At 72.5% G+C, this 14,278-nt stretch carries 12 protein-coding genes; 10 read left to right on the top strand and 2 right to left on the bottom strand.

Annotation, left to right across the window (positions count from 1 at the left end; translation table 11 throughout):
* The first annotated feature begins 23 nt into the window (after positions 1-23).
* The 10 genes from BM436_RS17120 to BM436_RS17075 all read left to right on the top strand — a co-directional run bounded on the left by BM436_RS17120 (position 24) and on the right by BM436_RS17075 (position 12,384).
* Positions 24-2,492, top strand: a complete 2,469-nt coding sequence (locus BM436_RS17120; RefSeq protein WP_143133199.1) for a TonB-dependent receptor — start codon at positions 24-26, stop codon at positions 2,490-2,492.
* 69 nt (positions 2,493-2,561) lie between these two features.
* The gene (locus BM436_RS17115; RefSeq protein WP_093556740.1) at positions 2,562-3,659 is read left to right on the top strand and encodes a BMP family lipoprotein; all 1,098 of its coding nucleotides are present in this window, start codon (positions 2,562-2,564) and stop codon (positions 3,657-3,659) included.
* A gap of 9 nt (positions 3,660-3,668) precedes the next feature.
* Positions 3,669-5,261 (top strand): ABC transporter ATP-binding protein, encoded by a 1,593-nt coding sequence (locus BM436_RS17110; protein ID WP_093556739.1) that lies wholly within the window; start codon positions 3,669-3,671, stop codon positions 5,259-5,261.
* A complete protein-coding gene (locus BM436_RS17105) occupies positions 5,258-6,334 on the top strand; it encodes an ABC transporter permease (RefSeq protein ID WP_093556738.1) in 1,077 nt (358 codons plus the stop codon). The genes BM436_RS17110 and BM436_RS17105 overlap by 4 nt, the downstream gene beginning before the upstream one ends.
* Positions 6,331-7,299 carry an ABC transporter permease gene (locus tag BM436_RS17100; protein WP_093556737.1) on the top strand — a complete coding sequence of 323 codons (969 nt, stop codon included), beginning with the start codon at positions 6,331-6,333 and terminating at the stop codon, positions 7,297-7,299. Before BM436_RS17105 ends, BM436_RS17100 begins: the two co-directional genes overlap by 4 nt.
* Before the next feature lie 2 nt (positions 7,300-7,301).
* On the top strand, positions 7,302-8,345 hold the full coding sequence (locus BM436_RS17095) for an ADP-ribosylglycohydrolase family protein (RefSeq protein ID WP_229490387.1): 1,044 nt from the start codon (positions 7,302-7,304) through the stop codon (positions 8,343-8,345).
* 37 nt (positions 8,346-8,382) lie between these two features.
* On the top strand, positions 8,383-9,375 hold the full coding sequence (locus BM436_RS17090) for a carbohydrate kinase family protein (RefSeq protein ID WP_177307279.1): 993 nt from the start codon (positions 8,383-8,385) through the stop codon (positions 9,373-9,375).
* Positions 9,372-10,292 (top strand): ribokinase, encoded by a 921-nt coding sequence (locus tag BM436_RS17085; RefSeq protein ID WP_093556735.1) that lies wholly within the window; start codon positions 9,372-9,374, stop codon positions 10,290-10,292. Before BM436_RS17090 ends, BM436_RS17085 begins: the two co-directional genes overlap by 4 nt.
* Positions 10,289-11,203 (top strand): nucleoside hydrolase, encoded by a 915-nt coding sequence (locus BM436_RS17080; protein ID WP_093556734.1) that lies wholly within the window; start codon positions 10,289-10,291, stop codon positions 11,201-11,203. Before BM436_RS17085 ends, BM436_RS17080 begins: the two co-directional genes overlap by 4 nt.
* Before the next feature lie 92 nt (positions 11,204-11,295).
* Entirely contained in the window at positions 11,296-12,384 is a 1,089-nt protein-coding gene (locus BM436_RS17075) for an esterase-like activity of phytase family protein (RefSeq protein ID WP_229490385.1), read from the top strand.
* A gap of 45 nt (positions 12,385-12,429) precedes the next feature.
* Here BM436_RS17075 and BM436_RS17070 read toward each other — a convergent pair whose 3' ends face one another.
* Together BM436_RS17070 and BM436_RS17065 are read right to left on the bottom strand one after the other, a co-directional pair.
* Positions 12,430-13,515 carry a type II asparaginase gene (locus tag BM436_RS17070; RefSeq protein ID WP_093556733.1) on the bottom strand — a complete coding sequence of 362 codons (1,086 nt, stop codon included), beginning with the start codon at positions 13,513-13,515 and terminating at the stop codon, positions 12,430-12,432.
* Positions 13,516-13,672: 157 nt separating this feature from the next.
* Complete coding sequence (locus tag BM436_RS17065; RefSeq protein ID WP_177307277.1) at positions 13,673-14,227, bottom strand: FxDxF family PEP-CTERM protein; 555 nt, start codon at positions 14,225-14,227, stop codon at positions 13,673-13,675.
* Positions 14,228-14,278: the final 51 nt, after the last annotated feature.

The raw sequence follows: 14,278 nt of genomic DNA, 5'->3' as shown, positions 1-14,278 counted from the left end.
GTGTCCATCAACCGGGAGGAATCGTGTATAGAAAAGTCGGATTGCTGGCGGCTGGATCGGCCGCCATGCTGCAGTGGGGGAGCGCGGCGCTGGCGCAGGAGGCGTCGTCCGGCCAGGACGGCCAGGCGCCGACCGTGGTGGAGGTCACCGGCAATTTGCTGGGCAAGGGCGAGGCGCGCGCCAACAGCGTGATCGACAAGGAAACCATACAGCAGCAGCCGGCGGGCCTGGATCCGCTCAAGCTGCTGGCGCGCGTGCCCGGCCTGCAGGTCAGCTCCAGCGACGCCCTGACCGGCAGCTTCTCGATGCGCCTGAGTATGCGTGGCCTGAACAAGGAGCAGATCGGCGTCTCCGTCGACGGCATCCCCAATGGTTCCACGCTGTCGAACGGCGGCACCATGCCGAACCGCCTGCTCGACACGGCCAACCTGGTGCGCGTCGACGCCTCGCAGACGGCCGGCGACCTGGGCACGCCATCCAACCAGGCGCTGGGCGGCTACATCGATTTCAAGACGCGCGACCCGGCCAGGGAGCGCGGCGCCGATGTGGAACTGTCGGGCGGCAGCTTCGGCTACCGGCGCGGTTTCCTGCGCGCCGACAGCGGCAAGTCCGCGGCCGGCACCAGCGCCTACCTGGACTACTCGTATGAATACGTGCACACCTGGCCGGGCGAGCAGTCCGGCCGCAACCAGCGCCGCCACGCCGACCTGCGCGTGCTGCAGGACCTGGGCCGCGGCTCCAGCCTGCGCGCCACCGTCAGCTGGAACTCCTTCGCCGACAACGACTACGACGCGGTGGCCCTGCGCGCGCTGGCCGCGCCGTTCTACAAGGCCACCTTCGAGGGCAATCCCGGCACCGACGCGCTGACCGACCGCTGGACCGGCAACCCGGCCATCGACCAGAATTACCGCGGCACGCGCGGCATCAACAGCAAGGATATCCTTGCCCATGTGGACTGGACCCAGCGCTTCGGCCAGACCGGCAAACTCAAACTCAGCCCCTATCTGCACAAGCAGGAGGGCAATGGCTGGTTCTACGTTCCCTACAAGCAGTTGCCGGCCAACGGCAAGGTGTACAGCGAGGTGACGGCGGGCGCCGCCACGCCGGTGGCGCAGGAGTGCTACCAGAACCAGTACCAGCGCGGCGCCGGCGGCGCGCTGACGCCACTGGCCGCCGTGGCCATCCCGGCCGGCTCCAGCGCCGCCGCGCTGCGCGCCGCCGGTTGCCCGGCCGCCGCCAGGTACGCGATGAATCCCGTCAGCCAGTGGGGCGCGCGCGAGGCCAGCACGCGCCGTAGCGACAACCAGATCGACCGCAAGGGCACGCTGGGCGAGGTGGCGTTCACGCCGGCCGACGGCCACCGCCTGCGGCTGGGCGGCTGGTACGAGCATACCGAGCGCGAGAAGGTGCGCAACTGGTTCCAGGCCACCGATCCCACGGTCAGCGGCGCCTTCCTGCCAGACTCGCTGTACTCGGTCACCCAGGACCGCCACTACGCCTCCAACACGGCCATGGCCTACGCGCAGGACAAGATGATCCTGCTCGACGACAAGCTGGAGATCGATGTCGGCGCCACCTGGCAGCGCTTCCGCGAAAGCTACCGCTCGCCGGTGGAATTCGCCGGCGTGCGCGCGCTGCGCGTCGGCTCGGGGCTGCTGCCCAAGCTGGCGGCGCTGTACCGCCTGGGCGACGAGTGGGAAGTGTTCGTCAGCGGCTCGAAGAACTTCAGCGCCATACCGGACAGCGTGTTCGAGGGCACGGCGGCGGTGGATTCGAAGAACGGCATCAAGCCGGAAACCTCGCTCAACAAGGACCTGGGCCTGCGCTGGCAGCGCGACGGCTACGGCGTCGGCATGTCGGTGTATTCGATCGACTACCGCGACCGCATCTCTATCCAGAACGGCAATCCGAACGGCGACATCTTCTCGCGCGACGCCACCACCACCTTCGCCAACCAGGGCGGCATCCGCTCGCGCGGCGCCGAACTGACGGCGCGCGCCACCGGCCGGGCCTACGAGCTGTACGCCAACTTCGCCTACAACGACGCGCACTATGTGTCCGACACCAAGGCCGAGGGCATCAAGGCCGGCGACCCGGTGCTGGGCGCGGCGCGGCGCAGCGCCTTCGCCGAGGCGGTGTGGAAACCGGCCGCGCAGTGGCGCCTGAGCGTCAACGCCAAATACGTGGGCGAGGCCGCCGGCACCTATGGCGAGGTGGCCAACACCGTCATCGCCGGCGGCCCGGCCACTTATCCGCGCGAGTACATGCCGGCCTACACGCTGGCCGGACTGGCGCTCAGCTACCGTCCGCGGGGCAGCTTGCTCGGCATGCTGCGCGACGTCGAGCTGTCCTTCAATGTCGACAACCTGTTCGACCGGCGCTACCTGGGCGGCGTGGGCGCGGAGCTGACCACCTCCAACCCGCTGACCTCGGGGCGCTATTTCCTGGGCAGCCCGCGCACGCTGTTCTTCACGCTGCGTTCGCGCCTGTGACGCGGCGGCGGACCGGCCGCCGCGCCGAAGGTACACTGGCGTGTCGGTCCGCCATATCGGGAGAGTGAGATGGAGCAGACGGTAAGGGCATTGTCGCTGAAGCTGTGCGCGCTGGCGGGGCTATTGCTGGCGCTGTATGGCCTGGCCTACCTGGATCAGCGCCTGTCGGCGCGCGAGAACGACGGCTCGCGCCTGCGCGTGGCCCTGTTCATCAACGGCACGCTGGGCGACAAGTCCTTCTTCGACGCCGCCGCGCGCGGCATGGCGCACGCGCGCCTGACGCTGCCGGTGCGCACCCGGGTGATCGAGGGCGGCACCGATCCCACGCGCTGGGAGGCGGCGCTGACCGACCTGGCCGACAGCGGCGAGTACGACGTGGTGGTGGCCGGCACCTTCACCATGGTGCCCTATGTGCAGAAGCTGGCGGCCGGGTTCCCCGCCATGCGCTTCATCGTGTTCGACGCCTCGGTCGACTACCGCGCTTGCGCCTGCGCCAACGTGTATTCCATGCTGTTCCGCCAGAACGAGGGCGCCTACCTGGCCGGCTTCCTGGCCGCGCGCCTGATGCGGCAAGGCTTGCCGGGCGCGCCGGCCGGCAGCGCGCTGGGCGTGGTGGGCGGCATGCGCTTTCCCGTGATCGAGGATTTCGTCATCGGCTTCGGCGCCGGGGCGCGCGCCGCCGACCCGGAGGTGAGGATACTGAGCCAGTACGCCAACGCCTTCTCCGATCCCGCCGCCGGCAAGGAAATCGCCAAGGCCCAGTTCGGGCAGGGCGCGGGCCTGGTGTTCCACGCGGCCGGCGCCACCGGCCAGGGCGTGAACGAGGCGGCGGCCGAGGCGGGCCGCTACGCGATCGCGGTGGACATGGACCAGTACGCGCTGTACAGCGAGAGCCATCCGCGCCGCGCCGCCGGCATCGTCACCTCGGTGCTGAAGGCGGTGGACGCCGGCCTGTTGCGCGCGCTGCGCCTGCAGCTGGACGGCGGGCTGGCGTACGGCAGCGCCGAGTCGCTGGGGCTGGCCGAGGGCGGCATCCGCCTGGCGCGCCGCTCGCGCGTGCTGGACGCGGCGCCCGAGCCGCTGTGGCGCGAGCTGGAGGCGCAGCGGGACGCCATCGTGGCCGGACGCATCCGCGTGCCCGGCGCATTCGCGGCCGTGCCGCGTTAAGGGGAAACAGTGCAGGGCAATCGACTAGAAACGCCGCGCCTGGAGTTGCGCGGCATCCGCAAGCGTTACGACAACGGCGTGCTGGCCAACGACGATGTCGGCCTGGCGCTGCGCAGTGGCGAGATCCACGCGCTGGTCGGCGAGAACGGCGCCGGCAAATCGACCGTGATGAAGATGATCTACGGGCTGGAGCGACCCAGCGCCGGCGAGATGCTGCTGGACGGCCGGCCGCTGCGGCTGCGCGGCCCGCGCGACGCGATCGCCGCCGGCATCGGCCTGGTGCCGCAGCATGTGCAGCTGGTGCCCTCGTTCAGCGTGGCGCAGAACGTGGTGCTGGGCTGCGAGCCCATGCGCGCCGGCCTGGTCGACATGGACGAGGCGGCGCGCCGGGTGCGCGCGGCGGCCCTGCGTTTCGGGCTGGAGATCGATCCGCTGGCGCGCGCCGCCGGGCTGTCGCTGGGCGAACAGCAGCGGGTCGAGATCCTCAAGACCCTGTACCGGGGCGCCAGCGTGCTGCTGCTCGACGAGCCGGGCGCGGTGCTGGCGCCGGCCGAGTCGCGCGCCTTGTTCGCCTCCCTGCGCGCGCTGGCCGAACAGGGCCACGCGGTGCTCCTGATCACCCACAAGCTGTCCGACGTGCTGGACGTGTCGGACAGCTACACGGTGCTGCGCGGCGGCCGCGTGACGGGGCGGGGCTCCGCGCGCGAAGCCGACGCCGCCGAACTGACCCGCATGATCGTCGGCCGCGCCATGGCGCCGGCGCCGTCGGCGCGCGCCGGCCGGCCCGGCGCCGCGCCGCTGGTCAGCGCCCGCGAACTGGGCCTGCTGCGCCCGGACGGCGCGCCGCGCCTGCGGGACGTCTCCTTCGACATCGCCGCCGGTGAAATCCTCGGCATCGCCGGGGTCGAGGGCAATGGCCAGGACGCGCTGGCCGGCGTGCTGGCCGGCCTGCTGGCGCCGGACCGGGGCGGCGCCAGCATCGGCGGCCGGGCATTCACCGGCGCCGGCGTGCGCGCGGCCCGCGCCGGCGGCGTCGCCGCCATCCCGGAGGACCGGCTGCGCGACGGCGCCGCCCCGGAACTGAGCATCGCCGACAACGCCATCGCCGCGGCCTACCACCGCGCCCCGCTGTCGCGCTTCGGCTGGCTGGACGCGGGCGCGGTGCGCGCCATGGCGCGGCGGCTGATACAACGCTACGGGGTCGCGGCCCAGGGGCCGGAGCAGGCCATCGGTTCGCTCTCGGGCGGCAATATGCAAAAAGTGGTGATGGGACGCGAGCTGGAAAGCCGGCCGCGCTTCCTGGTGGCCAGCCAGCCCACCCGCGGGGTGGACATCGGCGCCGCCCGCGAACTGCGGCGCCAGCTGGCCGAACTGCGCGACGGCGGCGCGGCGGTGCTGCTGATCTCGGCCGACCTGGACGAGGTGCTGGAGCTGTCCGACCGCATCGCCGTGCTGTTCCAGGGACGCATCGTCGGCCACTTCCGCGGCGGCGAGGCCGGCGCGGAGGAACTGGGCGCCCGCATGACGGGCGCGCGGCGCGACGAGGGCGCGGCCGCCATGCTGGATTCGCCGTTCAGCGCGCGCGGCGGGGTGCAGGCATGAGCCCGGTCCAGCCACGCCTGTTGATCGCCGTGCTGGCGGCGCTGCTGGCCGGCCTGCTGCTGACGGCGCTGGCCAGCCGCGAACCGGTGCACGCCTACCTGTCCCTGCTGACCGGCGCGCTGCCGCAGCCCCATTGGGATCCGGCCCAGGGCTGGCAAGTGCGCCGCCTGGCGCGCTTCGGCACCGTGCTGGAGGACGCCGTCACGCTGACCTTCCTCGGCCTGGCGGTGGCGCTGCCGTTCCGCGCGCGCCAGTTCTCGCTGGGCGCGGACGGGCAGATGTTCCTGGGCGCGCTGGCCGCCGCCGCCGTCAGCCTGTACCTGGGCGGACCGGCCTGGCTGGTGCTGCCGGCCGCCGCGCTGGCGGCCATGCTGGCCGGCTTCGCCTGGGGCCTGCTGCCCGGCCTGCTGAAGGCGCGCCACGGCGCCAACGAGATGGTGTCCAGCCTGATGCTGAACCTGATCGCCATCGAGTTCTACCGCCTGGCCATCACGCGCTGGCTGTGCGATCCGGCCGCCGGCTTCCTGGTCACGCCGATGCTGCCGGCCGCCGCCACCTTCGCCCCGCTGCTGGCGCACACCAATGTCACGCCGCTGCTGTTCGCCGCGCCGCTGGCGGCGTATGCCGCCTGGCTGCTGCTGGCGCGCACCACGGCGGGCTACGAGATCCGCCTGACCGGCGCCGCCCCCGCCTTCGCGCGCCAGGCCGGCCTGCCGGTGGGGCGCGCGGTGGCGCTGTCCATGGCGGCCGGCGGCGCCTTCGCCGGCCTGGCCGGGCTGCACATCGGCAACGGCCTGCTGAAGCGGCTGCCGGTGGACCTGGCGCCCGGCCTGGGCTACGACGGCCTGCTGGTGGCGCTGCTGGCCCGCAACGATCCGCGCGCCGTGCCGTGGGCCGCGCTGTTCTACGCCTACCTGCGCACCGGCGCGCAGGCCATGGAGCGCGGCAGCGACGTCTCGCGCGAGATGGTGCTGGTGATCCAGGCGCTGATCATCCTGTTCGTGGTGGCGGACCGGCTGCTGCCGCGGCGCCTGGAGCTGGCGTTGCGGCGCCGGCGCGGGGAGGGCCAATGAGCGCCTTCGACCAACTGGCCTGGGGCGGCGCCGCCGCCGTGCTGCTGGCGGTGCTGCGCGCCGCCACGCCCATCCTGTTCGCGGCGCTGGGCGGCCTGGTGTCCGAGCTGGCCGGCTGCGTCAACGTGGCGCTGGAGGGCATCATGCTGCTGGCCGCCTTCTTCGGCGTGATGGGCGCGGTGTACGGCCAGCGCTGGTTCCCCGGTCTGGCGCCGGCGCTGTATCCGTGGCTGGGCTGCGCGGCCGGCCTGCTGGCGGCGCTGCTGCTGGCCGGCCTGCTGGCCGTGTTCCACCTGGAGCTGGGGGCGGACCTGATCGTGGCCGGCATCGCCGTCAACCTGCTGGCGGCCGGCCTGACGGTGTTCCTGCTGGCCACGCTGGTCGGCGACAAGGGCTCCACGGCCGGTATCAACAGCCCGGCGTTGCCGGGCCTGCATATCCCCGGCCTGTCCGGCTGGCCCCTGCTGGACCTGCTGCTGAACGGCGAATCCGGCCAGGGCCACCACGTGCTGCTGCTGGCGGCGCCGGTGACGGCGGCCCTGCTGGCCGGCTGGCTGGCCCGCGGCCGCCACGGCGTCTGGCTGCGCGCCGTGGGCGAAAACCGCGGCGCCGCGCTGGCGGCCGGCATCCCGGTGCGCCGGATGCAGTACGCGGCCCTGCTGCTGAGCGGCTTGCTGGCCGGCCTGGGCGGCATCTACCTCAGCATGGGCTACCTGACCCTGTTCCAGGCCGACATGACGGCCGGGCGCGGCTTCCTGGCGCTGGCCGCCGTCTTCCTCGGCGCGCGCCGCGCCTCGGGCACGCTGGCGGCGGCCCTGCTGTTCGGCGGCGCCTCGGTGCTGGCCATGCGGCTGGGCGCGCTGGACTGGCCGACCCAGCTGGTGGCCATGCTGCCGCCGCTGACCACCCTGGCCGCCCTGGTGCTGGCCGGACGCATGCAATCCAACAAAAAAACCAAGGAGTGACTTTGACATCCGATCTGCAAGACCGCATCCATGCATCGCTGGCGCTGGCCGGCATGGGCGACGCGCTGGGCGCGCCGACCGAGCAATGGTCGATAGACGAAATCGCCGCCAAGTACGGCGGCCTGGTGCTGGCCTTCGACGATCCGCCGGCCGACACCTTCGCCGGCGCCAACCTGGGCCGGCGCGCCGAGGTGACCGACGACGCCAGCCAGATGTACTACCTGGCGCGCGCCATGGTGGCCGCCGGCGGCGACCTGGACGGGCGGCAGTGGGTCGACTGCCTGCTGGACTGGGTGGAGCACAGCCCCAAGGCCGGCTTCATGGGGCCCAGCACGGCCGGCATCGTCAAGGCCCTGCGGGAGGGCGGCGACACGGCCGCGGTGGGCGTGATCGGCAGCTCGCGCCGCAAGATGACGACGGTGGGCACCACCAACGGCGCGGCCATGCGCGTGGCGCCGGCCGGCCTGCTGCATCCCGGCCGCATCGACGCCGCCTGCCGCGCCGCGCTGGTGACCTGCTTCCCCTCGCACGACACCGACGTGGCCATCGCCGCCGCCTGCTCGGTGGCGGCGGCGACGGCCCAGGCCCTGGCGACGCGCGACCTGGACACGGTGCTGGCGGCGGCGCTGGCCGGCGCCGAAACGGGCGCGCGCATGGCGCGCGACAGCGCGCGCGCGGTGGCCGGCCCCAGTTATCCGGCGCGGCTGCGGATGGCGCTGCGCATCGCCGCCGAGGAGCGCGACGACTACGCCTTCCTGCGCCGCATGGAGAGCGAGGTCGGCAACTCGGTGCTGGCGGCCGAATCGGTGCCGGCGGCGCTGGGCGTGGTGGCCTACGCCCAGGGCGACCCGCTGCGCACCATCGCGCTGGCCGCCTCGATCGGCAACGACACCGATTCCATCGCCACCATGGCCGGCGCCATCGTCGGCGCGCTGCGCGGCACGGCGGCGCTGCCGCCGGGTATGCTGGCGGAATTCAAACAGGCCAACGCCGCCGAATTCGATCTCGACGCGCTGGCCGCCGGCCTGGCCGCGCTGGCGCGTTGAGCGCGCGACGACACGGCCGATGACAGGAGCGATAGACATGAGACAAACCGAAAACGGGGCGCCGCCGCCGCGGCGCTGGCAACTGCTGTCCTACGGCGACCCCTGCGCCGACATCGTGCTGGCGGCCGAGCGGCCGCCGGAGCTGGGCGGCAAGGTGCTGGGCCGGCCGCTCGGCGTGCTGGCCGGCGGCACCACCGCCAACGTCGCCTGCGCGGCGGCGCGCCTGGGGCTGCGCAGCGCGGTGTACGGCCGCACCGGCGCGGACCCCCACGGCGACCTGCTGCGCGCCTCGTTCGAGCAGTTCGGCGTGGACCACGGCTGCCTGCGGCGCGACGCCGGCGAGGCCTCGGCGTCGGCCATCGTCATCGTCGCGCCGGGCGGCGAGAAGTCGGTGATCTACCAGCCGATGGCGGCGGCGCCGCCGGACCCGCTGGAACTGGCCGAGGCGGTGGCGCGGGCCGAGCTGGTGTACGCCATGCCCTACGGCCTGGAGGAGTTCGATTTGCTGAGCACGCTGGCGCGGCGGCACGGCGCCCTGGTCGCGATCGACCTGGAGGCGGCGGTGGCGCCGGACGTGCCGGCCATGCGCCTGCGCGCCTCGCGCGCCGACATCGTGTTCTTCAACCAGGCCGGCTTCGAGGCCGGCACCGGCATGGCGCCCGGCGAGACGGCGATGCGCGCCGTGCTGGCCCTGGGACCGCGCCTGGTGGTGGTGAGCATGGGCGCGGCCGGGGCGATGGCCGCCAGCGCCGGCGACTTCGCCTCCCAGGACGCGTTTCCCGCCACGGTGGTCGACACCGCCGGCGCCGGCGACAGCTTCAACGCCGCCTTCCTGGCGGCCTGGCGCGGCGGCGCCGATCTGGCGCGGGCGCTGCGCTTCGCCTGCGCCGCCGCCAGCTGCACGGTGGCCGCGCTGGGCGCGCGCACGGCGCTGCCGGCGCGCGCCGCCGTGGAGGCGGTGCTGGCGCGGGAGGCGGGGGGCACGCCCGCACGGACGACGGCGCCGGCGGCCGCGGGGAGCGGGGCATGATCACCGTGTTCGGTTCCATCAACGCCGACATCAGCGTCGCCGCCAGCCATCTGCCGGCGCCCGGCGAAACCGTGCTGGGCGGCCAGGGCCTGCTGTCGCCCGGCGGCAAGGGCGCCAACCAGGCCCACGCGGCGCGGCGCTACGGCGCGCCGGTGCGCCTTTACGGCGCCGTCGGCGACGACGCGTTCGGCGCGCCGGCGCTGCGCTGCCTGCGCCAGGCCGGCGTCGACACCGGCGGCGTGGACGTGATCGCGGGGCTGGCCACCGGCTTGGCCCTGATCGTGCTCGACGCGCAAGGCGAAAACAGCATCGTGGTGGCGCCGGGCGCCAACCAGGCCGCGCGCGCCGCCCAGGTGCCGGACCAGGCGCTGCGCGCCACCCGCGTGCTGTTGCTGCAGCTGGAAACGGACCTGGCCGAAACCGCCGCGCTGGCCCGCCGCGCGCGCGCCCTGGGCTGCCTGGTGATGCTGAACGCCTCGCCGCCGGGCGACGCGCTGCCGCCGGATCTGCTGGCGGTGGATGTGTTGATCGTCAATCAGGGCGAATTGGCGCGGCTGGCCGGGCGCGGCGGCGCGCCTGCGGAGCTGGCGCTGGCGTTGGCCCGCGGCCACGGCAACGCGGTGCTGGTCACGCTGGGCGGGGAGGGCGCGCTGCTGGCGCAGGCCGACGGCGCGCTGCTGCGCGCGCCGGCGCCGCAGGTGACGGTGCTCGACACCACCGGCGCCGGCGACACCTTCGCCGGCGTGTTCGCCGCCGCCGTGGCCTCGGGCGGGTCTTACCAGGCGGCGCTGGACCGCGCCGCCGTGGCGGCGTCGCTGGCGTGCACGCGCCGGGGCGCCCAGGCGGCGCAGCCGTCGCGGCAGGAAATCGACGCGGCGCGCTGCGCCGCCATCCCATCTGGACAGGAGCAAGCATGAGGCACATCATTATCGACTGCGATCCCGGCATAGACGACGCGCTGGCGCTGCTGCTGGCGGCCGGCAGCCCGGCGCTGGAATTGCTGGCGGTCACCACCGTGGCCGGCAACCGCCCGGTGGCGACCACCTCCGTCAACGCGCGCAGGCTGCTCGACCTGGCCGGCCGGGGCCGGGTGCCGGTGTACGCCGGCGCGGCGCGCCCGCTGGGCTACGCCGAGCCGCGCTGCAACCTGGTGCACGGCGAGGATGGCGTGGGCGGCGTCGACCTGGGCGCGGCGGCGCCGGTGCAGGAAGGCCATGCCGCCGTGCGCCTGGTCGAGCTGCTGGCGGCGCATCCGCCGCACAGCGTGGAACTGGTGGCGGTCGGCCCGCTGACCAACCTGGCGCTGGCCGAGAGCCTGGCGCCCGGCATCCTGCGACGCGCGCGGCGGCTGCTGGTCATGGGCGGGGCCCTGCGCGTGCCGGGCAATGTCACGCCGGCCGCCGAGTTCAATTTCTACGCCGACCCGGTGGCGGCGGAGATGGTGCTGGCCAGCGGCGCCAACACCATGCTGTTCCCGCTGGACGTCACCAGTTCGGCCATCATGTCGCCGTCGTGGATAGGCTCTTTCGGTGAGCTGGACACGGCCTGCGGCCGCGCGGCCGCCGCCATGCTGCGGGCCTACGCGGCGCTGGACCCGCTGCTGCACGACGCCTGCCCGGTGGCCTGGCTGCTGGACGAGACCCTGTTCACCGGCGAACCCTGCCACCTGGAGGTGGACTGGCGTCCCGGCGCCACCGCCGGCCATGTGCTGGCCCGCTTCGGCGAGATGATGGACGGCGGGCACCAGGCCAACGCCATGGCGATGACCGCCGTGCGCAACGACGCCCTGCTGGCGCTGGTCCGCGCGGCCATCGGCACCTTGCCGTGAGCCGCCGCCCGGCCATGCCGCGGCCGGGCCGCGCGCCGGCCGCCGCGCTGGCGTGTTTGGCGCCTTGTTCCGCGGCTTATTTGGCGGCTTGTGTGGCGGCTTGTTTGCTGGCCTCGTCGCTGGCCGGCTGCGCCGGCATGCCCGAGGCCCCGCGGCGCGGCGCGGCGGCGCACGTCCCCGGCGCCAGCCTGCGCTTCATCGGCGAGCAGCGCCTGCCGCCGCGCATGGCCTTCATGGGGACGGTGGTGGGCGGCCTGTCCGGCATCGCCTACGATCCCGCCGGCGGCGAGTGGGTGCTGGCCAGCGACGACCGCTCGGAGCACAGCCCGGCGCGCTACTACACGGCGCGCCTCGATTACGACGCGCGGGCGTTCAAGGCGGCGACGCTGACCGGCGTGCGCTTTTTCGCCCATCCCGATGGCGAGGCGCCGGACATCGAAACGGTGCGCCACGACCCGCTGGACGGCGGCATCTGGTACGCCAGCGAGGGCGACCGCGGGCGGGGCTGGCAGCCCTGGGTGCGCCATTCCGGTGGCGGCGGCTCCGCCACGCTGCCGGTGCCCGAGATGTTCCGCTATTGGCCCGGGCGCGAATACGGCGCGCGCGACAACCGGGTGTTCGAGGGCCTGGACTTCGCGCCGGACGGCGCCTCGCTCTGGCTGGCCGCCGAATCGACGCTGTACCAGGATGGCGCGCCCCCCACGACGGAGGCGGGGGCGGTGGCGCGCATCACGCGGCTGGACCGGGGCGGCAAGGTGCTGGCGCAGTACGCCTATCCGCTGGACGCGATTCCCCACGCCGCCGCGCCGGGGAGGCCGGCCGACAACGGCATTGCCGAAATCCTGGCGCTGGACGAGCGGCGCCTGTATGTACTGGAGCGCGCCGGCAGGCAGGACGCCGAGGGGCGCTTCCATTTCCATGTGCGGCTGTATGAGATGGACACGGGGGGCGCCACCGATATCCAGCGCATCGCGGCCTTGTCCGGCGCGGCCTATGTGGCGGCGCGCAAAAGGCTGGTGCTCGATGTCGACCGGCTGCCGCTGGCGCGGCGGGATAATCTGGAGGGGATGGCGTGGGGGCCCAGGCTGGCCAATGGCCACGACACCCTGGTGCTGGTATCGGACGATAATTTCAGCGCCACGCAGGTGACGCAGTTGCTGCTGTTTGAAGCGATGCCGTGAGGCGGGGGCCACCGGCGGCGGGCCGCCGCCGGTGGCGATCGGCCGTTAGTAGGCGTAGAACAGGCGCTGCAGTTCCTTGGTGTCGCTGGTCTTGGTCAGCGCCAGCATCAGCAGGATGCGCGCCTTCTGCGGCGACAGCGTGTCCGACACCACGAAGTCCAGCTGGTCGTCGTTGGCCTCGCCGTTGCGCGCCAGGATGCCCTGGCCGACGCGGCTGGAACGCACGATGACGACGCCCTTCTGGCGCGCCGCGCTCAGCGCCGGCTTGACCCTGGCGGCCAGGCTGCCGTCGCCCACGCCGGCGTGGATCACGCCCTTGGCGCCGGCGGCGACGAAGGCGTCCAGCGCCACGGAGTTCATGTTGGCGTAGCCGTACACGATGTCGACCTGCGGCAGGGCGGTCAGGCCGCCGATGTCGAATTCGCTGTCGGCCGTGTGCTTGCGGGTGGATACGCGGTAGAAGAACGGTTTGCCGCCCTGCAGGTAGCCCAGCATGCCCAGTTCGGTGGTCTTGAACGCGTCCGGGGTCGAGGTGTTGGTCTTGGAGACGTCGCGCGCGCCGTGGATCTGGTCGCCCATGGCCACCAGCACGCCTTTGCCCACCGCATCCGGATGGGCGGCCAGCAGCACCGCGTTGTACAGGTTGATCGGGCCGTCGGCGGACATGGCGGTGGAAGGACGCATCGCGCCCACCAGCACCACCGGCTTGCGGCTCTTGACGACCAGGTTCAGGAAGTAGGCGGTCTCTTCCATCGTATCGGTGCCGTGCGTGATGACGACGCCGTCCACGTTGCTCTGCGTCAGCAGCGCGTTGACGCGCTTGGCCAGCGCCAGCCAGTGTTCGTTGGTCATGCTTTCGCTGGCGATCTGGAATACTTGCTCGCCCGTCACATTGGCCACCTTGGCCAGTTCGGGAACGCTCTGGATCAGCTGCTGCACGCCGACGGTGGCGGCGGTGTAGCCGACGGTGGTGGTGGAAGTGGCACCGCTACCGGCGATGGTGCCGCCGGTGGCGAGGATGGTGACATTGGCCAGCTTGGGTGCGGCCTGCTCGGCCAGCGCGGGTGCGCCGGAAATCATCAACATTGCAAACAACGCGGCCATGAAACGGGCCGTCTTCTGGTGGACCATATAACCTCCTGTAGGGCTGGGAACGGCGATGTTAGCAAAAATCGCAAGCGACGAGTTGCAAATTTTGCATACCTGCCCGGAAGGCTGTATCGGAAAGAAAATGGGAAGGGAAAGGGCCTGCAACCCGCGCGGCGCGGATTGCAGGCACAACAGGAACTCAGCCGAGCTTCTCGTTCTTCTTGCGGCGCGCGGTGAACGCCAGCATGCCCAGTCCCGCGGCCAGCATGCCGTAGCTTGCCGGTTCGGGGACGGGGGCGGTGACCAGGTTCAGGTTGCCCGCGTAAGAACCGCCCAGGCCATTCAAAGTCGTTTGCCCTTGGACGGTGAAGCCGTAGTTCCCTGCGGTGAGCTTGCCGGCCGGAAAGAAATCGGCCGTGCCGCCACCGCTGAAGCCAGTGCCCAGCAAGGTGCGGGTACTGTCGGCGTTCACCTGGAAAAATCCGATACTGGTGAGGCCGTAGTTGAAGAGCCGGCTTGCGCCAACGAGGGTTTTGCCGGCTATGGCCGTTCCGCTGGCCCAGCCCTCGCTTTCAGCGGCCACGCTGAACAGGAATTCGTCGGTATAGCTGCCGGCGTCGGTGTGCGTGACACCGAACGTGGCGTTGCCAGACTCGTCGAAAACCAGCACGTCCGCGCTTGCCGCCTGGCTTGCCAACAGGCCGGCCGACAGCAGCAGCGAGGCCGTAGCCTTGCTGAATAAGGTTTTCGTCATGTGATACCCCTCTAGATGTGGAAACGTCGCCGGTAGACGGAAAACTGCAAT

Origin of the sequence: Pseudoduganella namucuonensis (genome assembly GCF_900116645.1) — a bacterium.
GTDB classification, from domain to species: Bacteria; Pseudomonadota; Gammaproteobacteria; order Burkholderiales; family Burkholderiaceae_D; genus Rugamonas; species Rugamonas namucuonensis.
This window is presented reverse-complemented; position numbering and strand designations above follow the sequence as displayed.